The sequence below is a fragment of the Pseudoruegeria sp. SHC-113 genome, from assembly GCF_025376885.1.
In the GTDB taxonomy this organism is placed as follows: domain Bacteria; phylum Pseudomonadota; class Alphaproteobacteria; order Rhodobacterales; family Rhodobacteraceae; genus Pseudoruegeria.
Genome location: NZ_JAHUBR010000001.1, coordinates 225,210 through 250,066 on the forward strand (window position 1 = coordinate 225,210; position 24,857 = coordinate 250,066).

Consider the following 24,857-nt stretch of genomic DNA (forward strand, 5'->3'; position numbering starts at 1 on the left):
GCGTGCGGGCTTTTTTCGATCTGGGACGCGGCGGAATTGAGGTCTGCCTAAGCGCCAGCCACGCGCCACTCCGGCCCCGGCAGCACGGCCTCGGCGCGGGCCAGAAGCGCCCCGGCAAGTGGCTGCTGCGCCAAGGCTTCGGCATTCAGGAACCGGCGCTGGTTGGTGAGCCAAAGCAAACCGCCGCCAAGCGCGGGCATCGTTGGGCGGGTCACAGGGCAGGCGAGTTTGGCAAGGATCTCCCCCGCAACCGTAAAGCGCCAGACCTCCCCCGCGCCGATCATCGCCGCCCAGATATGGCCCTCCGCATCCAGCACCGCGCCGTCGGTGTGGAAGGCTTGGGGTGTTGTCAGCACCGTCTGCCAGTCGCTCAGCGCACCGCTGGGCGGATCAATCGCGCAGATCTGCAGCGCCTTGGTGGGGGAATCGGTGAAGAGCAGGCGGTCATCGGGCAGGGGCACGATGCCATTGGGCACGCGAATGCCTTCGCGCATCACATGCACGCTGCCATCGGCGTCGCGCCGGTAGAGGCGGCCATTGGCCTGCCCGGTGCCGCTCATGTCCATCGAGCCGAACCAGAGCCTGCCGTGGCGATCCGCCTTGCCGTCGTTCAGGCGCAGCGTGGGGCGGTCGGCCTCGGTGTCTGACAATTGCTCCCACGCGCCGCTCGCCGGATCATGGGCAAAGAGCCCGTACTCCAGCCCGACAACAAGCCGCCCGCTTGCGGCATGGGCCACGAAGCCCGGCTGGCCCGGAGTCGGCGTGGCGGTGGTGGTGCCGTCGGGCGTGGTGAACAGCAGGCGCTGGGCCTGAATGTCGATCCACCAGAGCCCACCGCGCTCGGCGTCCCAGAGCGGGCTTTCGCCGGTGGTGGCAAGGGGCTGGGCGAGGGCGGTGAAGCTGGTGTCACATGTCAATTTGAGGGGGCTCCATGCCGCGCACGCCGGTGCTGATTTCCAGAAGGTTGCCCGCCAACGGCGCGGTGCTGGAATAGCCGCCGGGCATCCTGAGATAGGTGGAGGTGACGTAGAGCTTGCTCATGTCCGCCCCGCCGAAGCACAGCGCCGTGGGCGTGGGCACGGGCAAGGCGACGCTCTCCAGAAGCGCGCCGTCGGGGCTGTAACAGTTCACCGCCCAACCGCCAAGCATGGCGACCCAGATGTTGCCGTTCGCATCCACCGCGATGCCGTTGGGGGCGCCGGTTTCATCGGTGCCCGTCACCAGCACGCGCGGCGCGCCGAGGCTGCCGTCTGCGCGCAGTGGGTAGGCCGAAAGCGTCCGGCTGCGCCCTTCCGACAGGTACAGCGTGCCACCGTCGGGTGAGAGCATGGCGTTCTTGGGCAGGGCGACCTCGGGCAGCATCACGCGCACGCTCAGATCGGGGCCGATCCGGTAGAGCGCGCCGCTGCCGGTGCAGTTGTCGACCGGCATGGTGCCGATCCAGAGCTGGCCACTGGCATCCACGCTGGCGGAGTTGAAGCGGTTGTCGGGCTTGTGTTCTTCGGGGTCAAACAGCATCCGGGGCGTGCCCGTGGGCTGATCCAGCAGGTAGATCCCCTGCTGGCCCGCGAGCAGAAAGCGGCCGCTCCGGCACAGGGCAAGCCCGCCGGTGAGATTGGGCAGAACCACCCGTTCTGTGGTTTCGGTGAGCGGATCGCAGGCGCGCAACGCCGGGGCCAGGACGTCGAGCCACCAGATCCGGCCATCCACCGGGTTCCAGACGGGGTTCTCCCCCATGAAATCGCGCCCCGTGGCCAGCACGCGCACGCGGGGATCGCTGGTGGCGGGCTGCGGGCCGATCACCATGCTCTGGTGTGACAGTCCCACGTTTCCGGCAGCCCGTTGGCTGGCTTCGCGAATCTTGCGTCCGATCTCGTGAATGGTTTCCACCCCGGTTTCGCCGGTGTCGAAATGCACGCAGATCGCGGCGACGGGGTAATCCGCCTCATCCACGATCGGCGCGGCGACGGCAGGGGTCTTGCCGCCGGTGAAGGCATAGCCCAAAGCGCGGGCCTGGCTCACGGCCGGATCGGCGGCGCGTTCGCTGCCTTCGCCGGGGCGACGGGAGGCAATCGCGAGCCCCGGTGCCGAGCTTTGCGCGGGCACGCGTGGCCAGACCCGGACAACGCGGGTCTGCGCGGCGTCGGGATCTTCGAAATCCAGCACGAAAAGCTCCTGCCCATCCTGCACGTAGAGGCAGACGGGCCGGTGCAGATCGCGGGCCATGCGCGCCAGTTCGGGCTTGGCGGCGCGGATCACGCTGTTCTGCTCCATCGTGCGGCGGGCAAGATCGAACACCCGGCTGCCGATGGCATAGCGCCGCCCGTTTTCCTCGTAGCGGATCAGATCGCGGCTTTGCAGCGCGGCCAACAGCCGGTGCAGCGAGCCTTTCGGGATGCCCACGGCGGCCTGCAACTCGCCAAAGCGCAGCGGTGCGGGCGCGGTGCCGATGGCCATCAGCACATCGAGCCCGCGCATCAGCGCCTGCGCGCCGGGCACGTTTTCCTTGCCGGAGGTCTCTGGGGAAGGGAGCGGGTCTGTCTCTGTCATGGGGTGACACTAGGCGGTTGGCGGGGGCATCTCAAGCTGAAATCTGGGAGCAATAAAGAATCTGTTGACATAAACTCTCACAATATGGAACAAAATGTAGAACGAAAAGTTAACGGCTCAAAAATCGAGTCGGAAAGGACGCCCATGCGCTTCACCGCGCTCTCTGCCAAGCTTCTGCCGGTCTCCGAGAAGACGTGCTGGATCTTCCTGTGCCTTGGCGATGACGCGGGCCGCATGGCCTGGGGGGAGGCCACGCATTTCGGCCATGAGGCCGAGATCTGCGCGCTGGCGCAGGCGCTGGGCGAGAGCCTTGCCGCGCGCCCGGCTGTTGGGCTCGGTGATCTGCTGGCACGGGTGCGGCAGGCCGATATGGCGGCGCCACGCCGGGCGCTGGCCTCTGCGCTGGAGCAGGCGGCGCTCTCGCTGCAGGCCGAGGCGGCAGGGCTCTCGCTGGCCCAGAGCCTTGGCGGGCCGTTCCGGGAGGCTGTGCCCTTCTATGCCAACGTCAATCGCGGCATCACCGACCGCAGCCCGGAGGGCTTTGCCGCGCAGGCGGCGCGGATGCATGGGGAGACGGGCGCGAGCGGGATCAAGATCGCGCCTTTCGATGGCTACCGTTTCGAAGAGGCCAGCCCAAGCGACGCGCGCGGCCTGATCGCGCTGGGGCTTGATCGCGTGGCCGCCGTACGCGCGGCCTTGCCCGCCGGGGCGCTCCTGATGGTGGATTGCCACGCGCGGTTTGACGGGTTCACGGCGCGGCAGGTCATGGCTGAGCTGGGCCGCATTGGCACCTATTGGATCGAAGAGCCCTGCCGGATGGAGGTGTTTTCGCCCAGCGAGCAGCGCAGCCTGCGGGCGGCGGCCCATGCGGCGGGCTTGCGCCTTGCCGGGGCCGAGACCCTGGCCGATTGCGCCGGCATGGCTGCCGTTCTGGCGGCGGGCGGCCACGATGTGGTGCTGCCCGACCTGCGTCAGACAGGCGTCGCGGAAGGCATGGCAATGCTGCGCATGGCGGCGGCGGCTGGGGTTTCCGTGAGCCTGCACAACCCGGTTGGCCCGGTGCTAGATCACGTGTCCACGCAGGTGGCCGCTGCGCTTCCGGCCTTCCACATCCTTGAGCGGCAGGTCGGCGAAAGCCCCCTGTTCCACGCCCTGCGCGGCGCGCGGGAGGTCTTGGCCGAGGGCCATGTAATCCCGGAGCCGGACGGGCTTGCCCAGTTCAATGCTTCGTTGCTGCACGACGCCGCTCCGGGTGCACAGGCAAAGCTGAGCTTTGCCGGAATGGCAGGGGCTGGCCCCGATGCGTGACGCCCCCTCACAAAGTCCCCCCAGCCACGCCACAGAAGGGCAAGAGCCGATGACAGCCGAGACCCCACGCGCGCAAGTCTCCAAGGGACGTTTCGCCGGCCGCCGTGCGCTGGTGACAGGTGGCAGCCGGGGCATCGCCGCTGCGATCTGCCGGGCCCTCGCGGCGGAAGGCGCGAGTGTTGCGGTGAATTTCAGCGCACAGGCCGACAGCAAGATCGGCAAGGCCAGCGCGGCGGAGGCACTTGTGGCGGACTTGCGCGCTGGCGGCGCGACTGCTGTGGCCGTTGAGCAGGATCTGATGCAGCCGGGCGGCGGTGCCTCGCTTGCCGCCAAGGCCCATGCGGCGCTGGGCGGGATCGACACGCTCGTGCTCTCGGCCTCGATCCAGTACCACCTGCCCTTCCTGCGCCAGAGTATTGCGGAGGTCGAGGAACAGCTCCGCATCAACATCCTGTCCAACATCGAAATGCTGCAGGCCTGCCTGCCCGACATGGCGCGCGACGGCTATGGGCGCGTGCTCACCGTGGGCTCCATTCAGGAGGTCTCCCCGGCGGCGGAGATGCCGATCTACTCGCTCACCAAGGCGGCGATGAAGAACCTCGTGGAGAACCTCGCGGTGCAGGCCGCGGGGCAGGGCGTGCTGATCAACAACATCGCCCCCGGCCTTGTGGAGACCGACCGCAACGCCTTTCGCCGCAGCGATCCGGCGGCTTGGGCCGCGCTGCAGGCCGGGGCCAACCCGGTGGGCCGCGCTGGCCAGCCCGAGGATCTGACAGAGCTTGCGCTGTTCCTGCTGAGCCCAGGCAACGGGTTCACCACCGGGGCGACGATCTACGCCACCGGCGGCAGCCACATACCCAATGCGGGCGGGCAAAACCGCCCCGAACTGGTCCTTCCCGAAAGCGAGGGCCTCACAGCGCCGCCTCAGGCGGCAGAACGCTGATCATCTTGCAACGGAGGAGGAGAAGATGACTTTGCGAAAGACTTTGGGGAAGGGTGCCGCGCTGGCGCTGGCCCTCATGGCGGGAGCGGCTTTGCCCGCAGCCGCCTTGGACAAGGTGGCGCGCGAGCGCACGCTGATCCTGATGCCCGACGACGGCGGCGCGCCCGCCTTCCGCAACCCGGGCCAGCTCAACCCCTACCTGCCCTCGAACCTGACCTTCCGCTGGTCGGGCGGGCCTATCATGGAGCCGCTGTTCTACTACAGCTCGCTGGAAGACAAGATCATCCCGTGGCTGGCAGAAAGCTTCGAATACAACGCCGATTTCACCGAGGTGACGCTGAAGCTGCGTGATGGGGTGACGTGGTCTGACGGCGAGGCCTTCACGGCTGATGACGTTGTCTTCACCTACACCCTGCTGCTGGAGAACGGCAAAGGCGGTGGCGGGCTGATGCATTCCTCGGATGTCGCTGATCGCGTCGCTTCTGTTTCCGCACCCGATCCGCTGACGGTGGTCATCAGCCTCACCCGGCCTGACAGCCGCTACGCCTTCCGCCATCTGATCAACCACTTCGGCAAGGGCCTGTTCTGGCTGCCGCAGCATGTCTGGGAAGGGCAGGATCCGCTCACCTTCACCAACTGGGCCGAGGATGGCAGCTTGCCGGTGGTGACGGGCGCATGGTCCATCGCGCGCTCCACGCCGCAGCAGATCATTTTAGACCGCCGCGACGATTGGTGGGGGGCGACGACGGGCTTTCGCGATCTGCCCGACGTGGAACGGGTGATCAACATCCCCAAAACCGGCCACGACCGCGCTGCCCAGCTTGTTGTGGCAGGCGAAGTGGACATGACGGGTGATCTCGTCTCGGCCCCGCTGATGAAGAGCGTGGTGGAGGGGGCAGAGCACGTCACCAGCTTCTCCGGCGATGAAGCGCCCTATGGCAACCTCGATTGGTGGCCGAACTCGCTCTACATGAACCTGAAAACCGGCACATGGGACGACGTGCGCCTGCGTCGGGCGATGAACCACTATGTGAACGCCCAGCAGCTGGTGGACATCGCCTATCTCGGGGCAAACCCGGTGAGCCGCACGCCCTTCCCGGCCTTCGGCTCCATGGCCCCCTACATCGAGGACAGCATCGCGCTGGCCGATCAGTATGGCGTCGGCGTCTTCGATCCGCTGAAGGGCGACTCCCTGATGGAAGAGATGGGTTACGCCAAGAACGGCGATGGCATGTGGGAGAAGGACGGCAAGACGATCACCGGCTCCTTCCACGGGCTTGCGCTTTTTGAAGCCGTCGGCCCGATCATCGCCCAGCAGCTGCGTGATGCAGGGATCGACGTCGAGTTCGTCACCAACACCGACAGCCGCGGGCTGATGGTGGAAGGCAAGACAGAGCTGTCGATCTTCGGGCACCGGGGCGGTGTGGCCGATCCCTATGACACGCTGGATCTCTACCACTGCAAGAACGCGTTGGAGGTGGGCGAACCGATCCTGATCCTCGATCGCTGGTGCAACGAGGAGTACTCCGCGATCGTCGACCAAATCGGCCTCATTGCGCCGGACGATCCGAAGATGCGCCCGCTGGTGAAGCAGGCGATGGAAATCTGGTACGAGAATGCCGTGGAAGTGCCGCTGAACCAGTGGGTCCACCGCATTCCCTACAACACCACCTACTGGGACAACTACCCGACGGTGGACAATCCCTACATGCAGCCCGCTTTCTGGTTCGCCTCCGGTCAGTTCGGCTACGTGCTCCACAATCTTCAGGCCAAGAACTGACGCAAGTCGCCTGAAGCGCGCCGCCTGCCTCCCGTGGGCGGCGCACCCCAAAGAGGGAAAGTTCCGATGTATCTCATCTATGTCCTGCGCCGCTTCGTGATGCTGTTTCTGGTGGTCATCACCGCGGCCTCGCTCAACTTCTTCGTGCCCCGCATGTCCGACAAGAACCCGGTGCTCGAAAAGATCACCGAGATGAGCGAAAGCTCTGCCCCCGGCAGCGTGGACATGCAGAACCTGCTCACCGTGTTCAACGAACGCTTCGGGCTAGATCGCCCGCTCTGGGAGCAATACCTCAGCTACATCGGCGACATGCTGACGCTGGATCTGAACTATTCGATCACCAGCTACCCGACCCGCGTGGCCGACATGATCGCGCAGGCCCTGCCCTGGACGCTGGGGCTGATGGTCACCGCCACGCTGATCGCCTTCCTGCTGGGCACCGTGCTGGGTGCGCTCACCGTCTGGCGCAAGGACAGCCGCCTGTTGCAGATCACCGTGCCGGTGGTGATGGTCTTCTCCGCGATCCCCTTCTACCTGATCGGCCTCGTGCTGATCTATTTCCTCGCCTATCGCGCCGGGTGGTTTCCCATCGGCGGCGGCTATTCGATCACCTCTTTTCCCGGCTGGAACTGGGAGTTCATCGCCGATGTGATGCGCCACTCGATCCTGCCAGCCTCTTCCATCGTCATCGCTTCCATCGGCATCTGGGCGCTGGGCATGCGCGGGATGATGGTGACGGTGCAGGGCGAGGACTACATGAACTTCGCCGAGGCCAAGGGGCTGACATCGCGCCGGATGTTCCTTCGCTATGCCGTGCGCAACGCGATCCTGCCGCAGATCACTCAACTCGCGCTCTTCATGGGGCAACTGGTGACAGGCGCGGTGCTGGTGGAGATCGTCTTTGGCTATCCCGGCATGGGCAGCGTGCTGCTGCAGGCGGTGGACTACCTCGATTACTACACGATCTACGGCATCGTCTTCGTGCTGATCCTCGCCGTGGCCGTTTCGATGCTGATCCTCGATCTCGTCTACCCGCTGCTCGATCCGCGCACCCGCGCCCAATCGCACTGACATGAAGGAGCTTTCCGAAATGACCGCGGAAGCGACCAATCTTTCCGCCGCGCCCATGGCTGCCGCCGGGCCGCGCAACCGGCCGGGCCGGGGCCAGCAGATCCGCGGCTACCTGCGCCGCAACCCCTCGCTGGGGATCGGTGTGGCCATGATCGCGGGGCTGATCCTGTTCTCGCTCATCGGCAGCCTCTTCGTGGATGAACGCATGGCGCGTCCGCTCTCGGCCCCGCCCTCGCAGCCGCCCACGGCCGCGCATCCCTTCGGCTCCGACAGCCAGGGCCGCGATCTCTTCGCGGTGCTCGTTTACGGCACTTGGCTCACGGTGCGGCTCGGGCTGGTGGCCGGGGCCATCGGTGTGCTGATCGGCGGCGCGCTGGGCTTCATCTCGGCCTATTTCGGCGGCTGGACGGACCGGATCATCAACTTCGTCACCGATGTGCTGCTCACCGTTCCGGCCCTGCTGATCCTCGTGATCGTGGCCTCCGCCATCAAGGAGGGGCTCACGCCCACCACAATGGCGCTGATCATCGCGGCGCTGGCGTGGCGCAGGCCGGCCCGCCAGATCCGGGCGCAGGTGCTGGTGATGCGCGGGGCGGGCTACGTGAACACCGCGCGCATCTCCGGCGCTGGCCCGTTCGAGATCATCTTCTGCGAGCTGGTGCCCAACCTTCTGCCCTTCCTCGTGGCCTCTTTCGTGACAGCCGTCTCGGCGGCGGTGCTAGCCTCCATCGGGCTTGAGGCCATGGGGCTTGGCCCCAAGAACGCGCCGACGCTGGGGATGACGATCTACTACATGATGAACTTCTCGGCTTTCCTGCTAAAGCTCTGGTGGTGGATCGTGCCGCCCATCGCGGCGCTCGTGATCCTGTTCGTCGGCCTTTACCTGATCAATACCGGGCTGGACGAGCTGTCCAACCCCCGCCTGCGGAGGCGCGCATGAGCCTGCTGACTGTCGAAAACCTCGCCGTGGAATACCCGACGCTTTCGGGCGTGGTCCATGCGGTGGCAGAGGTGAACATCGCCATCACACCGGGCCGGCGCGTCGGCTTTGTGGGGGAAAGCGGATCAGGGAAAACAACGACGGCGCTGGCCGTGATGCGGATGATCAAGGCCCCGGGCCGGATCGCACGCGGCAAGATCATGTTGGGCGAGACGGATCTTCTGAGCCTTGGGGCCGAGGAGATGCGGCAGGCGCGGCTTTCGCGCGTCAGCTATATCCCGCAGGGCGCGATGAACTCGCTGAACCCGGTGATGCGGATCGAAAAGCAGATCTGGGACGGGATCGTGGATCACGAAGGCCCGCGCCCCAAGAGCGAGCTTCAGGCGCGTTCGAAAGCAGCGCTGGAGGGTGTCGGCCTGAAGCCCGAGGTCGGGCGGATGTATCCGCATGAGCTGTCCGGCGGCATGAAGCAGCGCGCCTGTATCGCCATCGGCACCGCGCTGAATCCGGAGCTGATCATCGCCGACGAGCCCACCAGCGCGCTGGATGTGATCACCCAGCGGCAGGTGATGGAAACGCTGCGCCGCGCGCAGGAGAGCCTTGGCTCTGCGCTGATCCTGATCGGCCACGACATGGGCCTTATGGCGCAGAGCGTGGACGAGCTGGTGGTGATGAAGAACGGCCACATCGTGGAGCAGGGCGAGATCGCCCAGATCATGACGGCCCCCGCGCATCCCTACACCAAACAGCTGATCGCCTCGGTGCCGATGATCGGTGGTGAAAGCTTCCTGCCCGCCGCCGCGAAAACGCCGGAGAAGGCCCCCGCGCAGCACAGCGGAACGGAGGCGCTGCTAACGCTGGACAACGTCTCCAAGACCTATGGCGGCGGGTTGTTCGGCGGCCCGGCCAATCAGGCGCTGGCACCGGTCTCCATGCGCCTTGATGGCGGCAGGCCGATGATCGTCTCTGTGGTGGGGCAATCGGGCTCCGGCAAATCCACGCTGGGCGGGCTGATGCTGGGCTTCACGCCGCCCAGCACCGGGGCCGTCACCTTTGAAGGGCAGGATGTGGCCAGCCTGCCGCGCAACCGGCGCAAGGATTTCCGCCGCGATGTGCAGGCGGTGTTTCAGGATCCCTACGGCTCCTTCAACCCGTTCTACCGGGTGGATCGCGCCCTGACGCTGCCGCTCAAACGCTTCGGCATCACCTCCGATCACGCGGAAATCGAAGCCCGCATGGCGCAGGCCTGCGAGGCCGTGGGGCTGGATCCGAACCTGATCCTTGGCCGCTTCGCCCATGAGCTGTCCGGTGGCCAGCGCCAGCGGCTGATGGTGGCCCGCGCGCTGATGCTCTCGCCCAAGCTGCTGATCGCGGATGAGCCGGTAAGCATGGTGGACGCTTCCCTGCGCGCCTCGATCCTGAAGAACCTGCACGCCCTGAAAGAGCAGTTTGGAATTTCTATCGTCTATATCACCCATGATCTGGCCACGGCCTACCATGTGAGCGACTACGTGATCGTGCTGCACCACGGCCGCGTGGCCGAGGCCGGGCCGCCCGCCGAGGTGATCGGCGATCCGCAACACCCCTACACGCGCCTGCTGATCGGCTCCATCCCATGGCCCGACATCACCCGGCGCTGGGGCGGGGAGGGCGGCTCGGCCGAGGATCTCAAGGCGCTGGCAGCGATGGCCGAGAGCCGCGAAACCTGCCTGCGCGGGAAGGTGGAAGGGTTCGATCTGTCGGTGCCGGGGTAGCGGCCATGGACCGGCCCAACATCCTGTTCCTGATGCCCGATCAGCTGCGGGCGGATTTCCTTGGCTGCTATGGCGCGGATTTCGCGCGCACGCCGGTGCTGGATGCTCTGGCGGCGCGGGGGCAGCGCTTTGCGCGGTGTCTCTCGCCCACGCCGATCTGCGTCCCGGCGCGGGCCAGCATGCTGACGGGGGCCTCCTCGCTGCAAACGGGGGTGATGACGAACGGTGAATGGCTGCGCCCCGACGGCGCGGCGCTGGGCCTTGCCACCTGGCCCGCGCGGCTCGCGGACGCGGGTTACACGACCTACGGTGTGGGCAAGATGCATTTCACCCCATGGGATGATCCGGGCGGTTTCACCACCCGCGTGATCGCGGAGGACAAGCGCCATATCGGGATCAAGGATGACTACGCGGATCATCTGGCCAGCAAAGGTGCGGCCAAGCAGCATGGGCGGGATCTGGAAGGCTACCATGAAAATGGCGGGGCTTGCCTTTCGCCACTGCCGCTGGAGGACAGCGTGGATCTCTGGTGCGCCGATCGCGCGGCAGAGCTGATCAAGGCCCATGATCCCGCGCGCCCCTTCGCGATGATGGTGGGCTTTCCCTCGCCCCACTGCCCCTATGATCCGCCGCCAGAGATTGCCGCGCTCTTTGATCCGGACTCCATGCCGTCGCCCGCCCCGCCGACGCCCGAAAGCGAGGCCCTGCGCCCTTGGTTTGTGCAGAACATGCGGCGGGACTGGGCGGACATCGACTACAGCGATTTCACCGCAGGGCAGATCGCCAAGGTGCGCCAGCACTATTCCGCGCTGATCCACATTCTGGACATCGCCGTGGGCCGGGTGCTTACCGCGCTTGAGGCGCGAGGGATGGCCGAGAACACGTTGATCCTTTTCGCCTCCGACCATGGTGATTTCGTCGGGGACTACGGGCTTGTCTGCAAGAATTTCTTCATGGACGGCAGCCTGCGGGTGCCGATGATCCTTGCCGGCCCCGGCATCAGTGTTGGCCTGCGCCCCGATACCGTGAGCCTGACGGATGTTTTTGCAACGGTGCTGGATGCCGCCGGCCTGCCGCAACCTGAGCGCAGCGAGAGCCGCAGCCTGCTGGGCCCGCCGCCCGACACGCCGCGTGCGATCTGCGGGCTGACCCATCGCGGTGCGGTAATCGAGCGGGGGCGCTACAAGCTCGCCCGCTACGTGGAAGGGCTGACAACGCTGCACGACATGGCCGCCGATCCGCAGGAGCAGGTGAACCTCGCCCGCGATCCGGCGCATACAGAGGCACGCCGCGCGCTTGAGGCCGAACTCGATCGCTGGATCGTTGCACAGGCCATCCTTGGCCATGCCGAGAAAACCGCCGCCCCGCTGCCCAAGCGCAACGCCCATGTTCGAGGGGCCGGGCGGCTCTACCCTCACCCCCTGCCGGAGGCCCAGCGATGAACCGCCCCCCTGAAAGCATCGGTGGCATCCTGCCCGTGCTCTATTCCTTCTTCGACGCTCAAGGCGCCCTGCGCCCGGAGGGCTTTCGCCAGCAGGTGACCCACTGCATGGAGGTCGGGGCGGGGGGCGTTGTGCTCTTTGGTTTTGTCACGCAGTTCTACCGGCTCACCTTCGAGGAGAAACGCGCCGCCTTGCAGGCCACGGTGGCCGAGATGGCGGGGCAGGGCACAGTGGGCGTGACGGTGATGGAGCCGAGCCCCGAAGGCCAGAAAGCGCTGGTGAGCGCGGCCGCCGAGGCCGGGGCGGATTGGATCATCCTGCAGCCGCCCCTTGGCCCGCCCGCCGCGCCTGCCGAATGGCTCGACCTTCTGGTCGAGGTCGCGCAGGCTTCGCCGCTGCCTGTCGCGGTGCAGAACGCCAAGATCGCGACGACGCAGCTCACCAATGCCCAGCTGCTGGACCTGCGGCAGGCCTGCCCCAACGTGATCGCCGTGAAGGCGGAAACCGGGGCGGAGCAGGTGGCGGATTTCGCCGCCGATCATGGCGCGCGATTCCGGGTGCTGACTGGGGATTGGGGCGTGGAATACCCTTTCTTCCTGCGTGCCGGTGTGCACGGGCTGATCCCCGCGCCGAATTTCGTGGCCCAGCAGGTCGCGCTGCACCGCGCCGCGCAGGCGGGGGATTGGGCACAGGTGGAGGCCATCCACGCCGCGATCCTGCCCCTGATGCAGTTTTTCCGCGAACGCGCCGCGCCGGAGGGGCAGATCCTGCTCGCCCGTCAGATCTACGCCGAGGCGTGCGGCATGGATCCGGGCCACAACCGCCGCCCCGGCCCGCAGGCGCTGGATGCCCGTATTCTTGCCCATGCCCGCCACTTGCAAAAGCGCCTTGAGGCACAGGCATGAGCCCGCAGCGCGCGGTGCTGGTGACCGGCGCAAGCCGGGGCCTCGGGGCCGCGTTCTGCCGCCAATACGCCGCCGAGGGCTGGCAGGTCTTCGCCGCCTGCCGGTCGCTTCCCGGGTCTGGGGCAATGGCCAAAACGGGGGTAACCTTCGTGCAGATGGATGTGGCGGACCCTGCAAGCATCGCGCGCTGTGCGGCGCAGCTGGCCGATGTGCCGCTTGATCTGATGATCAACAACGCCGGTGTGATGGGCGACGCCGAGGCCGGCCCCCTGCAGGCCGAGCCAAGCGCATGGGAGGCCGCCTTCCGCATCAACGTGCTGGCCCCCGCCCTCGTGACACGCGCCTTCCAGCCCAATCTCTCTGCGGCCCCCATGCCCGTTGCCGCGACGATGGGCAGCCAGGCGGGGATTTTCCGCTTCATCACCGATGCGCGCATGGCGGCCTACCGCGCCACAAAGGCCGCCGCCCACGCCGTGACGCTTTCGCTTGCATCGGAGCTTGCGCCGATGGGCATTCCCTACGTCTCGCTGCGCCCCGGACCGACGCGCACCGACATGCTCAAGGGCGGCGGGCAGTATGAGATCGACGACAGCGTGGCCCGCCTGCGCCGGGTGCTTGCCGGGGTCACGCCCGCGCAATCGGGGCTGTTTCTGGACCGCGACGGCAGCACCTTTCCCTACGACGCGCCTTAGCCCCAGCCCCGCGCATACTGGGCGCGCATTTCCTTCGGGGTCTGGCCGTAGGCGGCACGGAAGTGCTCGTAGAACTGCGTCATCGAGGAAAAGCCGGACATTTCCGCCACCACGGAAATCGGATCGCGCCCTTCGATCAGGATCGCGCGGGCGCGGATCAGGCGCATCCGGGTGAAAAAGCGCTTCATCGGCATCCGCAGGCGCTTGGCAAAGAGCGAAGAGGCGTAGTTCGGGTGCAGCCCGACCGTTTCGGCTACCTGTGCGACGGTCAGCGGGGCGTGCAGGTTCTCAAGGATGTAGCGCACCATTTCGGCGAGCTTGGCTGTCTGATCGGCGGCGGTGCCACGCGGCTCGCCGCCTTCGCCGGGCCGCAGATCGCCACTGGCCGCATCCGCGGCCTGCGCCCGACGCAGAGTGGCGTTCAGCTCCTGCAGCAGGATCTCCCGCCGTTCTTCCGAGCCGGAGCGGCAATCCTCAAGCCATTGCAAGAACTTGCCTTTTGGCAAGGCGGAAAGCGGCAATATGCGGATTTCCCCGGCCAGCATCGCCACCTGCATGGGGCTGATATGGGGCATGAAAAGGAAGGTATCGGCAGGCACGTAAAGGTTTGTCAGCCGCACATCGGCCAGATCGGGCGCGCCGAAATCGGTGAGCCTGTGCGGGATGCCGGCCCAGAACATGACAACCTGATCCTGCGGCACAAGCACCGCCCGGCCGTCGTAATCATAGGTCATGGTGGAGCCGGAAATCAGGTTGAACTCCACATGCCCGTGCCAATGCGGGCGCTCCATCCGATTGGGCTGGAAGTGCCGCATCCCGAAGCGCCCGAAGGCGCGGCCGGGCTGGTAGAGATCGCGTTCATCGGAGGGAACACCGTGCAACGCGGCCTGTTCATTGTGCATCTGCAGCATGGCTGATCCCCCCTGATCTTTGAAACCCGGACAAGTTGCCCGTGAAATGACATTGCCGCGATTGGCGCGGTTTCACAAGCTTGGGGCTGCGCTGGTTCGTTTGAGGAGGCGGGCTGGCGCGCCAAGAACCTGCCCGGCGACGGGCACAGGGAGGAGAAAAAGAATGACACACGCACGCAAGGCGCCGCTTCTGGCGCTGATGCTCGGCGTCTCTGCCACGGCGCTTTCCGCGCAGATGGTGGAGCCGACGATGCCGCCCGAAGCGCCGAAATTCGACGCGCAGGGTGAGCCCGTCTTCGTTAAACGGGCCGATATTTTCGAGTACCGCGCGCTCGACAGCTATAGCGAACCGGAGTTCGTGAAGGCCTTCGTGGACGCTGGCAAGCTGCCCCCCGTGGCCGAACGCCTTCCGGCGGAACCGATGGTCTACAAGGCCGCGAACATGCCCGATGGCATCGGCACCTACGGCGGCACGCTGCGCCATGTGAGCGGCGGGCGGCCCGAGGGCTGGAACTTCTGGGGTGGCCAGTCGCAGGGCTGGGGCGGCATCGACATCGGCATGACGGAATGCCTGACGCGCACCGGCCCGCTCTTCACCGTGGAGAGCAGCGATCTTTCCCCGATGCCCAACCTCGCGCGCAGCTGGGAGTGGTCGGAGGACGGCAAAACGCTCACTGTGAAGCTGATCGAGGGGGCCAAGTGGTCTGACGGCGATCCCTTCGACACCGAGGACATCGCCTTCTACTGGAACGACATCGTGATGGATCCGGAAGTCTCGCCGCTGATGGGCGCGAGCCAGGACACCTACGCCGGCGCCACGCTCGAAGTGGTGGATGGCAGCACCTTTACAATGACGTTTGACACGGCCTTCCCTGAGAGCGTGCTCTACAACATGGCCTATGGCAACTTCTGCCCCGGGCCGAGCCACGTTCTGAAGCCGCATCACCCCGCCCATGGCGGCGAGAGCTACGATGCCTTCATCAACGCCTTCCCGCCCGAAACGCTGGGCTTCCCGGTGATGGGGGCCTGGGTGCCGGTGGAGTACCGCGCCGACGACATCATCGTGCTGCGCCGCAACCCCTTCTACTGGAAAGTGGATGAGGCCGGGAACCAGCTGCCCTACCTGAACGAGGTGCACTATCGCCTCTCCACATGGGCGGATCGCGATGTGCAGGCCGTGGCCGGTACGGGAGATTTCTCCAACCTTGAGCAGGCCGAGAATTACGTGGAATCCCTGCGCCGCTCGGCGGCGGATGACGCGCCCGCGCGGCTTGCCTTCGGTCCCCGCACGATCAGCTACTCGATGTATCCGAACTACTCCGCCAATGGCTGGGGTGAGCCGGACGCCCGCGCCCAGACGGTGCGCGAGCTGAACCGCAACACCGATTTCCGCATCTGCCTGACACAGGCGATCGACCGGCAGCGGCTGGGCAACAGCCTCGTGAAAGGGCCGTTCACCGCGCAATATCCCGGCGGCCTGGTGCCCGGCACTTCTTACTATGATGCCGAAAGCACGGTGTTCTACCCCTACAGCCTTGAAAGCGCGAAGGCGCATTGCGAGGCGGCGGGCCTGACCGACACCGACGGCAACGGCTTCCTGAACTGGCCGGCGGGTGCGGCGGCGGGCGACGGCGATCTGACGATCACCATCCTGCACACCACCGACTACAACACCGACCGCAACCTCGCGGAAGGCGTGGTGGCCATGCTGGAAGAGGCGGGCATTCGCGCCACGCTGCAATCGGTCAACAACAACGACCGGGACGCAAACCGCGATGCGGGCACCTTCGATTTCAACCTGATCCGCAACGACAAGGAATTCATCACTGTCGTGCAGCAGACCGATCAGCTCGCCCCGGTGGGGCCGACGACGGCGCAGAACTACCACAAGGCCAATGCCGCCGGTGAGCTGGATTTGCTGCCCTTCGAGGAAGAGCTTGTCGGGATCGTGAATGCCTTCATCGGCAGCCGCGATGCGGGCGAACGTGCCGATCTGATGAAGCAGTACCAGAAGGTCTTTACCGAGAATGTCTATGGCATCGGTCTGACGGCCTATCCGGGCGCGCTGATCATCAACAAGCGCTTTGCCAACATCCCGGAAGGGGCGCCGATCTTCATGTACAACTGGGCGGAGGACAACATCATCCGCGAGCGGGTCTTCGTGCCGGCGGACGCCCAGCGGGACTATGAACTGCACCCGAACACGCTGCCCACGGCCGAAGGGCCGATGGTGGCGGGGTAACCCAAGTCTCCCGTGGGTCGGGCGGTTTGCCGAAAGGCGGCCGCCCGGTTCCAATATCCTTCAAAAAGACTGAACCAAGGCCCGCCCCATGCTCCGCTTTCTCGGCATCAGACTTCTGCAGGCGATCCCCGTGCTCATCGTGATGAGCATGATCACCTTCGCCATCATCAACGCGCCGCCGGGCGATTATGCCGATTACATCCGCTCCAACATGATTTCGCAGGGCGGGGCCTCGGTGGAAGCCGCCGATGCCGCCGCCGAAGCCTACCGCGAGCGCCACGGGCTGAACGATCCGATGCCGGTGCAATATGTCCGCTGGGTCTGGGGCATCCTGAGCGAAGGCGATTTCGGTCATTCCTATTACTACAACAAGCCCGTCTCCGAGGTGGTGGCTGAGCGCCTGCCGCGCACCATCGCGCTGGCGCTGACCTGCCATTTCTTCGCATCGGTCTTCGGGATCACCTTCGGCATCCTCGCCGCAACGCGCCAATACGGCGTGGTGGACACGGTGCTCTCCTTCGTCAGCTTCCTTGGCATGACGATCCCGCGCTTTCTGCTCGCGCTGATCATTCTCTACGTGCTGGCGTTCAAGCTGAACGTGCAGGAGCTGGGCAGTTTCTATTCGTCCAAATACGGTGGCCAGCCCTTCTGGCTGGGGCCCTTTGATTTCAACTGGGCCAAGCTGTGGAACCTGATCGAGCATGTCTGGCCCGTGGTCTTCATCGCCACCATCGGCGGGCTGGCCTACAACATGCGCGTGATGCGCGGGAACCTGCTGGATACGCTCAACGCGCAATACGTGGAAACCGCCCGCGCCAAGGGGCTTTCGGAGCGCGCCGTGGTGATGAAACACGCCGTGCCCAACGCGCTGCATCCGCTGGTGGCCTATCAGGGGGTGATCCTGCCCTACATGCTGACCGGTGAGATCGAGGTGGCCATCGTCTTTGGCCTGGCGACGGTTGGCCCGGCCATCGTCGGCTCGATGGGGATCGGGGATGTCTATGTGACGGCCACGCTCCTGCTGGTGCTGGGCGCGACGCTGATCATCGGCAACATCATCGCCGACATGATGCTGGCCCTGCTGGATCCGCGCATCCGCGTGGGCAACGACTGATGGGGGCGCAGATGGACAAGACAGCCAACACCGCGTTCGACGACCTGCCCGAAGACATGCAGGAGGGCGAGGACAAGCGCATCTCGACAGTCACGACCGATGGGCAAGGCTATGTGGCGCTGGTCTGGCGGCGGTTCCGCCGGTCGGTGCCGGGGATGCTTGGCTTGAGCCTCGTGGCGATGCTGCTCATCGTGGCGCTGTTTGCGCAGTTCTTCGCGCCGCTGAACCCGAAGGAGCCCTTCATCGCCTTCGCGCCGCCCGACACGATCAGCTGGCACGTGCCCGGCGAAGGGCCGGAGGCGGGTTGGCGGCTTTGGCCTGTCTCCTTCCCCATCGTGGAAACCGATGAGCTGGACCCGGTGACGTTCCAGCCGCTCACCGGCCCGGATTTCAGCAATCCCAGGCCCATTGTGCTCTTTGCCAAAGGCTGGGAGTACAAGATGCTGGGCATGACGTTTTCGCGCCATTTCATCGGCACCGGCGACGGCAGCCCGCTGCATATCCTCGGCACCGACAAGCTGGGCCGCGACATCCTGAGCCGGGGCATCGTGGGGGCCAAGATCAGCCTCGCCATCGCGCTCACCTCGATTACGATGATCACCATCCTTGGCACGCTTCTGGGCATCACCTCAGGCTATATCGGCGGCAAGTTCGATCTGTGGTTCCAGCGCTTCGTGGAGATCATCCTCGCCTTCCCGCAGTTGCCGCTTTACCTCGCGCTGGCCTCGCTCATCCCCGTCACCGCGCCTTCCGGGCTGTTCCTGACCTTCGTGGTGCTGGTGATCGTGGGCCTTGGCTGGGCGCAGCTCAGCCGGGAGGTGCGCTCCAAGACGCTGGCCTTGCGCCGGGTGGATTACGTGCGCGCGGCGCTGGCGGTGGGGGCGGGCGACGGGCGGATCATCACGCGCCATATCCTGCCCAATGTGCTGTCGCATGTGATCGTCGCGGTGACGCTCGGCATCCCCACGATCGTGCTTCTGGAAAGCTTCCTTGGCTTCCTTGGTTTCGCGGTGAAGCCGCCGCTGATTTCCTGGGGGCTGATGCTGCAGGACGCGGGCACCTTCAGCGTGATCGGCTCCTACCCGTGGATCCTGTCGCCGGTTGGTTTCGTGCTGCTCACCGTCTTTGCCTTCAACGCGCTGGGCGATGGCCTGCGCGATGCTGTTGATCCCTATTGAGCCGGAGGCGTGAGGCCATGAATGACATGACCCCCATCATCGAGGCCCGCAACGTAGGCGTGAGCTTCAAGGTCGACGGCGGCGAGGTGGAGGCCGTGCGTGACGTGTCGTTCACCCTGCGGCGCGGCCAGACAACGGCGCTTGTGGGCGAGAGCGGCTCGGGCAAATCCGTCACCGCGCGGGCGGTGATGCGGCTTCTGTCCAAACGGGCGTCCGTCACCGATGCCACGCGGATCTTCTATCAGGGCGAGGATATGGCCCACCTCAGCGAGGCCGCGATGCGACGGCTGCGCGGGGATCGCATCGCCATGATCTTTCAGGAGCCGATGAGCTCGCTCAATCCGGTCTACAAGATCGGCAGCCAGCTCTGCGAAGTGATCATGCTGCACCAGAAGCTCTCCAAGAAGGAGGCCTGGGCGCGGGCGGTGGAACTGCTTCAGGAAGTGCGCATCCCGGACCCGGACGCGCGGGTCAACCAGTATCCGCACCAGCTTTCGGGCGGGCAGCGCCAGCGCGTGATGATCGCCATGGCGCTGGCCAACCGCCCCGATGTGCTGATCGCGGATGAGCCGACAACCGCGCTCGACGTGACGGTGCAGGCCGAGATCCTGCATCTGATCGACGATCTGAAGCAGAAATACGGGATGGGCGTGATCCTGATCACCCATGATCTGACGGTGGTCCGCCAGTTCGCCGATCATGTCTACGTCATGCAGCACGGCGAGATCCGCGAGGAGGGCCCGACGGAGGAGATCTTCACCGCGCCCCGCCACGGCTACACGCGCCGGCTGCTGGCCTCTGACCCCAAGGGCGTGGCCGAGCCTTTGACGGGCGCACCGGAAACGGTGCTGGAGGGCAAGGGCGTGCGGGTGCAGTTCATGCTCCGCAAGGGCGGGGCCTTCCGGGGCAGCTATGCGCCGCTGGTGGCGGTGGATGATCTGGACATCACCTTGCGCCGCGGCGAAACGCTCGGCCTCGTGGGCGAAAGCGGTTCTGGCAAGACGACTTTCGGGCAGGCGCTCTTGCGGCTCAACAAGATGGACGAAGGCGCCGTGAGCTTTCTGGGCGAGCGGATCGAAACCTACAGCCGCAAGCAGATGCGGCCGCTGCGCAGCAAGATGCAGATTGTCTTTCAGGATCCGTTCGCCAGCCTCAACCCGCGCATGAGCGTGCGGCAAATCATTGAGGAAGGGCTGATCGTCAATGGCATTGGTGAGGGCAGCAAGGATCGCTTCGCCCGCGTCAAACAGGCCCTGCGCGAGGCCGGGCTGCCCGACAACATCACCAGCCGCTTCCCGCATGAGTTCTCCGGCGGGCAGCGCCAGCGGCTCGCCATCGCCCGCGCGATCGCGCTGGAGCCGGAGTTCATCCTGCTCGATGAGCCGACAAGCGCGCTCGACCTGTCCGTTCAGGCGCAGATCATCGCGTTGCTGCGTAAGCTGCAGGCGGAGAAGGGGCTCTCCTACCTGTTCATCAGCCATGATCTGAAAGTCGTCCGCGCGCTTTGCCATCGGGTGATGGTGATGCAGCATGGGCAGATCGTGGAGCAGGGGCCGGTGAACGAAGTGCTGGTGAACCCGCGCACCGCCTACACCAAGCGGCTTGTCCGCGCAGCCTTCGAGATTGCCACATGACGATCATCACTTTCATTGGGGCGGGCAGCACCGTCTTTACCAAGAACATCGCGGGCGACATCCTGCACCGGGATGCCCTGCGCGATGCCACCCTCCGGCTGATGGACATCGACGCCAAGCGGCTGGAGGAATCCGCCATCGTCGTCGGCAAGATGGCGCAATCGATGGGCGGGCACGCGACGGTGGAGACATACGCCGATCAGGCCCGTGCGCTGGCCGGGGCGGATTTCGTTGTCGTCTGTTTCCAGATCGGCGGCTACGCGCCCTGCACCGTGACGGATTTCGAAATCCCCAAGGCCCATGGGTTGCGCCAGACCATCGCCGACACGCTGGGCATCGGCGGCATCATGCGGGGCCTGCGCACCGTGCCGCATCTTTGGAAGATCTGCGAAGACATGCGCGCGCAGTGCCCGGAGGCGATCCTGCTGCAATATGTGAACCCGATGGCGATCAACACATGGGCCATTGGCGCGAAATACCCCGATATCCGGCAGGTGGGCCTGTGCCATTCGGTGCAGGGCACGGCGGGGGAGCTGGCCCGCGATCTGGAGATCCCGGTGGCCGATATTCGCTACCGTGCGGGCGGCATCAACCACATGGCCTTCTATCTGGAGTTCTCCCACCGCCAGCCCGACGGCAACTTCATCGATCTCTACCCGGCGCTGAAGGCAGGCTACCGGGAGGGGCGCTTCCCCAAGCCCAACGCCCACAACCCGCGCTGCCCCAACAAGGTGCGCTACGAGATGCTGATGCGGCTGGGGTATTTCGTGACGGAAAGCAGCGAGCATTTCGCCGAATACGTGCCGTGGTTCATCAAGGACGGCCGCCCGGATCTGATCGAGCGCTTCGGCATTCCGCTGGATGAATACCCCAAACGCTGCGAGGAGCAGATCGAACGCTGGGCCGCACAGGCGCAGGCCTACCGCGAGGCCAATGAGGTGAGCGTCGCGCCGAGCCACGAATATGCGAGCGAGATCATCAACGCGGTGGTGACGGGCGAGCCCGCAGTGATCTATGGCAACCAGCTCAACGCGGGCTACATCCCGCAATTGCCCGAAGGCTGCGCCGTGGAGGTGCCGGTGTTGGTGGATGCAAACGGGCTGCAGCCCACCGTGGTGCGCGATCTGCCGCCGCAGCTGGTGGCGCTCATGCGCACCAACATCAACGTGCAGGAGCTGACGGTTCAGGCGCTGCTGACCGAAACCCCGGAGCACATTTACCACGCGGCCATGCTCGACCCGCATACGGCGGCGGAGCTGGATCTGGATCAGATCTGGGCGCTGACCCATGACCTGCTAAAGGCGCATGGCGATTGGCTTCCGGGCTGGGCCCGCGTGGCATGAGTAAATCCGCGCGCCATATCGTGATCGTCGGCGGCGGCACGGCGGGCTGGCTCGCCGCGCTGATCCTCGGCGATCCTTCGGCGCGAGCCAAGGCAGCGCCCGCGCCGCGCATCACCGTGGTGGAAAGCAGCAAGATCCCCACCATCCGCGTAGGGGAAGGCACGACGGCCGTGTTTCGCCAGATGCTGCAGCATTTCGGGTTGGATGAGGGCGATTTCCTGCGCGCCACCGGGGCGACGATCAAATACGGCATCCGCCATAAGGATTGGCGGCGCGTGGGCCACAGCTACGATGGCCCGATTGATGACCCGGCCCGGCTTGCGCCGGGGATCGACACCTATGCCGTCGCCGCCGGAAAGCCGGTGGCACAGGCGCATCTGTTTCGGGATTTGATCCGTAAATGCCGCGCCCCGGCGGCGCGGGTGAAAGGGCGCGATGTGCCCGCCGGGCCGTTCCACCACGCCTTCCACTTCGATCAGGCCCGCGCCGGCGCATGGCTGCGTGCGCAGGCCAAGGGGGTGGAGATCGTTGATGCCGTGGTGCAGGATCTGGAGCGCGACAGCGCGACGGGCCATATCACCGCGCTCAAGCTCGACACGGGCGCGCGGCTCACGGGCGATCTTTTCCTCGATTGCACCGGCTTCCGCCGCGCCCTGATTGGCCCGATGGGGGCCGCGTGGCGCACTTACGCCGATGTTCTCCCGGTGAACCGCGCCATGCCCTTCTGGATCGATCTGCAGGAGGATGAGGAGATCACTCCCGTTACCTTCGCCTGGGCGCAGAAAGCGGGGTGGATGTGGCAGATCCCCACGCAGGAGCGGTTGGGCTGCGGCTATGTCTACTCCGACGCGCACATCAGCCCCGATCAGGCGCAGGCCGAGATCGAGGCGGCGCTGGGCCACGCCATCGAGCCGCGCAATGACATCAGGATCGACGCGGGCAGGCTGGAACAGCCGTGGATCGGCAATTGCATCGCGCTGGGGCTGGCCTCCTCCTTCCTTGAGCCGCTGGAAGCAACCTCGATCCACGGCACCATCGTGCAAGTCATGCTGCTGGCGCGTTGGCTGGAGGATCCCAAGGGCGCCGCGCAATGCAACGCCACCGTGGCCCGGCAGGTGGATGATTTCCGCGATTTCATCCGGCTGCATTACGTCAGCGAACGGCGTGATAGCGCTTTCTGGCAGGACGTCGCCACAAGCCACCCGGAGCGCATTCTGCAACGGGTGCAGCGCTGGCAGGCCCGCCTGCCGGAGCGCCGCGATTTCACGCCTTTCCCCGGCGATCTGCCCCATGTGCAGGAACAGCTTTACACCCCCGTCCTCGACGGGCTCGGACTCCTCGACCGGGGGGCGGCGAAAGCCGCGCTCGCCCGGACACCCCAACGCCGCGCGCAACTGCGCAAGGCCCATGACACCCTCACGCGCGATCACGCCCGGGCGGCCTCTCGCTGCCTTCCTCACCGGGCCTGGCTGCGCGCGCTTCACACGGAACAGGCCCTATGAGCTTCAAGATCTGCATCATCGGCGCGGGCAGCGTCGGCTTCACCAAGAAACTCTGTTCGGACATCCTGAAGGTGCCCGAGTTCACCGGGATCGAGATCGCGCTCACCGATATCAATGACCACAACCTCGACATGATCCGCCAGATCATCGAGACGATCGTGAAGGTGAACGGGCTGCCCGCGAAAGTCACCGCCACCACCGATCGCCGCGCGGCGCTGGCAGGCGCGCGCTACGTGATGAACTGCGTGCGGATCGGCGGGCTGGAGGCCTTTGAGAGCGACATCGCCATCCCGCTGAAATACGGCGTGGATCAATGTGTGGGCGATACGATCTGCGCGGGCGGCATCATGTATGGCCAGCGCGGCATCGCCGCCATGCTGGAGTTCTGCAAGGACATCCGCGAGGTCGCCGAGCCCGACGCGCTGCTGCTGAACTACGCCAACCCGATGGTGATGATGACATGGGCGGCGCTGGACGCGGGCGGCGTGCGCACCGTGGGCCTGTGCCACGGGGTGCAGAACGGCCACCGCCAGATCGCCCGCGCGCTGGGGGTGGAGGGGCCGGAAGAGGTGGACATCATCTGCTCCGGCATCAACCACCAGACGTGGTATCTCGACATTCGCTACAAGGGCGCACAGATCAGCCGCGATGCGCTTGTGGCGGCGATGGAAGCGCATCCCGTCTTCTCGCAGCAGGAGAAGGTGCGCATCGATGTGTTGAAGCGTTTCGGCGTCTATTCCACGGAATCCAACGGGCATTTGTCGGAATATCTGCCGTGGTATCGCAAGCGCCCGGAGGAAATCGGCGATTGGATCAGCCTCGACGAGTGGATCCACGGTGAGACGGGCGGCTACCTGCGCTACTGCACGGAGAACCGCAACTGGTTCGAACAGGATTTCCCGAAGTTCCTCGAAGAGGCCGCCGTGCCGCTCGCCGGCCCGCGCACCGATGAACACGCAAGCTGGATTCTGGAAGCGCTGGAAACCGGGCGCGTCTATCGCGGCCATTTCAATGTGCGCAACGGCGGTGTGATCACGAACCTGCCCGAGGATTGCATCATCGAAAGCCCCGGCTTCGTGGATCGCTTCGGGATCAACATGGTGGAGGGCATCACCCTGCCCATGGCCGCCGCCGCCACCTGCTCGGTGAGCGTGAACGTGCAGCGCATGGCCGTGCGCGCGGCGTTGACGGGCGATGTGGACTTGTTGAAACAGGCCATGCTGCACGATCCGCTTGTTGGCGCGGTCTGCACGCCCGAGGAGGTCTGGCAGATGGTGGACGAGATGCTCGTGGCGCAGGCCGAATGGCTGCCGCAATACGCCGAAGCGATCCCGGCGGCGAAGGAACGGCTGAAGGCCCCGAAGGTGAAAACGCGCAATTGGGCGGGCGCGGCGCGGCTGGGGGTGCGTTCGGTGGAAGAGCTGCGCGCCGCGCGGGCCGCGAAGGAGGCCGCAGCGGGTGAGGGCCATGGGCTCGGCACGAAAGTGATGGGATAAGCCTAGCGTCGGCCCGTGCCGTGGCGTCACAGCCTTGGCGCGGGCCGGGAAC

At 65.8% G+C, this 24,857-nt stretch carries 19 protein-coding genes; 16 read left to right on the forward strand and 3 right to left on the reverse strand.

What is annotated here, in order from left to right; translation table 11 throughout:
- Positions 1 to 47: 47 nt before the first annotated feature.
- Together KVX96_RS01110 and KVX96_RS01115 are read right to left on the reverse strand one after the other, a co-directional pair.
- Positions 48 to 917 carry an SMP-30/gluconolactonase/LRE family protein gene (locus KVX96_RS01110; protein ID WP_261192082.1) on the reverse strand — a complete coding sequence of 290 codons (870 nt, stop codon included), beginning with the start codon at positions 915 to 917 and terminating at the stop codon, positions 48 to 50.
- Positions 907 to 2,550 carry an SMP-30/gluconolactonase/LRE family protein gene (locus KVX96_RS01115; RefSeq protein WP_261192083.1) on the reverse strand — a complete coding sequence of 548 codons (1,644 nt, stop codon included), beginning with the start codon at positions 2,548 to 2,550 and terminating at the stop codon, positions 907 to 909. Before KVX96_RS01115 ends, KVX96_RS01110 begins: the two co-directional genes overlap by 11 nt.
- Positions 2,551 to 2,694: 144 nt before the next feature.
- Between KVX96_RS01115 and KVX96_RS01120 the strand changes: the two genes are divergently transcribed.
- The 9 genes from KVX96_RS01120 (at position 2,695) to KVX96_RS01160 (ending at position 13,385) form a co-directional block, all read left to right on the forward strand.
- Positions 2,695 to 3,858 carry an enolase C-terminal domain-like protein gene (locus tag KVX96_RS01120; protein WP_261192084.1) on the forward strand — a complete coding sequence of 388 codons (1,164 nt, stop codon included), beginning with the start codon at positions 2,695 to 2,697 and terminating at the stop codon, positions 3,856 to 3,858.
- A gap of 49 nt (positions 3,859 to 3,907) precedes the next feature.
- Complete coding sequence (locus KVX96_RS01125; protein ID WP_261192085.1) at positions 3,908 to 4,801, forward strand: SDR family NAD(P)-dependent oxidoreductase; 894 nt, start codon at positions 3,908 to 3,910, stop codon at positions 4,799 to 4,801.
- Between the two features lie 25 nt (positions 4,802 to 4,826).
- Positions 4,827 to 6,581, forward strand: a complete 1,755-nt coding sequence (locus tag KVX96_RS01130) for an ABC transporter substrate-binding protein (RefSeq protein WP_261192086.1) — start codon at positions 4,827 to 4,829, stop codon at positions 6,579 to 6,581.
- A gap of 66 nt (positions 6,582 to 6,647) precedes the next feature.
- Entirely contained in the window at positions 6,648 to 7,652 is a 1,005-nt protein-coding gene (locus KVX96_RS01135) for an ABC transporter permease (RefSeq protein WP_261192087.1), read from the forward strand.
- Between the two features lie 19 nt (positions 7,653 to 7,671).
- Entirely contained in the window at positions 7,672 to 8,592 is a 921-nt protein-coding gene (locus KVX96_RS01140; protein WP_261192088.1) for an ABC transporter permease, read from the forward strand.
- A complete protein-coding gene (locus tag KVX96_RS01145; protein ID WP_261192089.1) occupies positions 8,589 to 10,346 on the forward strand; it encodes an ABC transporter ATP-binding protein in 1,758 nt (585 codons plus the stop codon). The genes KVX96_RS01140 and KVX96_RS01145 overlap by 4 nt, the downstream gene beginning before the upstream one ends.
- Before the next feature lie 5 nt (positions 10,347 to 10,351).
- Positions 10,352 to 11,788 carry a sulfatase gene (locus tag KVX96_RS01150; protein WP_261192090.1) on the forward strand — a complete coding sequence of 479 codons (1,437 nt, stop codon included), beginning with the start codon at positions 10,352 to 10,354 and terminating at the stop codon, positions 11,786 to 11,788.
- Entirely contained in the window at positions 11,785 to 12,693 is a 909-nt protein-coding gene (locus KVX96_RS01155; RefSeq protein WP_261192091.1) for a dihydrodipicolinate synthase family protein, read from the forward strand. The genes KVX96_RS01150 and KVX96_RS01155 overlap by 4 nt, the downstream gene beginning before the upstream one ends.
- Positions 12,690 to 13,385, forward strand: a complete 696-nt coding sequence (locus KVX96_RS01160; protein WP_261192092.1) for an SDR family NAD(P)-dependent oxidoreductase — start codon at positions 12,690 to 12,692, stop codon at positions 13,383 to 13,385. Before KVX96_RS01155 ends, KVX96_RS01160 begins: the two co-directional genes overlap by 4 nt.
- Here KVX96_RS01160 and KVX96_RS01165 read toward each other — a convergent pair.
- Positions 13,382 to 14,296: a helix-turn-helix domain-containing protein gene (locus KVX96_RS01165; protein WP_261192093.1), complete on the reverse strand. Its 915-nt coding sequence runs from the start codon at positions 14,294 to 14,296 to the stop codon at positions 13,382 to 13,384. The two genes, KVX96_RS01160 and KVX96_RS01165, sit on opposite strands and share 4 nt — an antisense overlap.
- A 163-nt stretch (positions 14,297 to 14,459) precedes the next feature.
- Between KVX96_RS01165 and KVX96_RS01170 the strand changes: the two genes are divergently transcribed.
- From KVX96_RS01170 to KVX96_RS01200, 7 genes are all read left to right on the forward strand, one after another.
- Complete coding sequence (locus tag KVX96_RS01170) at positions 14,460 to 16,538, forward strand: ABC transporter substrate-binding protein (RefSeq protein ID WP_261192094.1); 2,079 nt, start codon at positions 14,460 to 14,462, stop codon at positions 16,536 to 16,538.
- Between the two features lie 88 nt (positions 16,539 to 16,626).
- Positions 16,627 to 17,652, forward strand: coding sequence for an ABC transporter permease (locus KVX96_RS01175; protein ID WP_261192095.1), 1,026 nt, complete (start codon positions 16,627 to 16,629; stop codon positions 17,650 to 17,652).
- Positions 17,653 to 17,663: 11 nt separating this feature from the next.
- Entirely contained in the window at positions 17,664 to 18,830 is a 1,167-nt protein-coding gene (locus KVX96_RS01180) for an ABC transporter permease (RefSeq protein ID WP_261192096.1), read from the forward strand.
- Between the two features lie 17 nt (positions 18,831 to 18,847).
- Positions 18,848 to 20,464 carry an ABC transporter ATP-binding protein gene (locus KVX96_RS01185; protein WP_314733082.1) on the forward strand — a complete coding sequence of 539 codons (1,617 nt, stop codon included), beginning with the start codon at positions 18,848 to 18,850 and terminating at the stop codon, positions 20,462 to 20,464.
- A complete protein-coding gene (locus tag KVX96_RS01190) occupies positions 20,461 to 21,807 on the forward strand; it encodes an alpha-glucosidase/alpha-galactosidase (protein WP_261192097.1) in 1,347 nt (448 codons plus the stop codon). The genes KVX96_RS01185 and KVX96_RS01190 overlap by 4 nt, the downstream gene beginning before the upstream one ends.
- Positions 21,804 to 23,309: a tryptophan halogenase family protein gene (locus KVX96_RS01195; RefSeq protein WP_261192100.1), complete on the forward strand. Its 1,506-nt coding sequence runs from the start codon at positions 21,804 to 21,806 to the stop codon at positions 23,307 to 23,309. Before KVX96_RS01190 ends, KVX96_RS01195 begins: the two co-directional genes overlap by 4 nt.
- Complete coding sequence (locus KVX96_RS01200; RefSeq protein ID WP_261192102.1) at positions 23,306 to 24,805, forward strand: alpha-glucosidase/alpha-galactosidase; 1,500 nt, start codon at positions 23,306 to 23,308, stop codon at positions 24,803 to 24,805. Before KVX96_RS01195 ends, KVX96_RS01200 begins: the two co-directional genes overlap by 4 nt.
- The last annotated feature ends 52 nt before the right edge of the window (positions 24,806 to 24,857 follow it).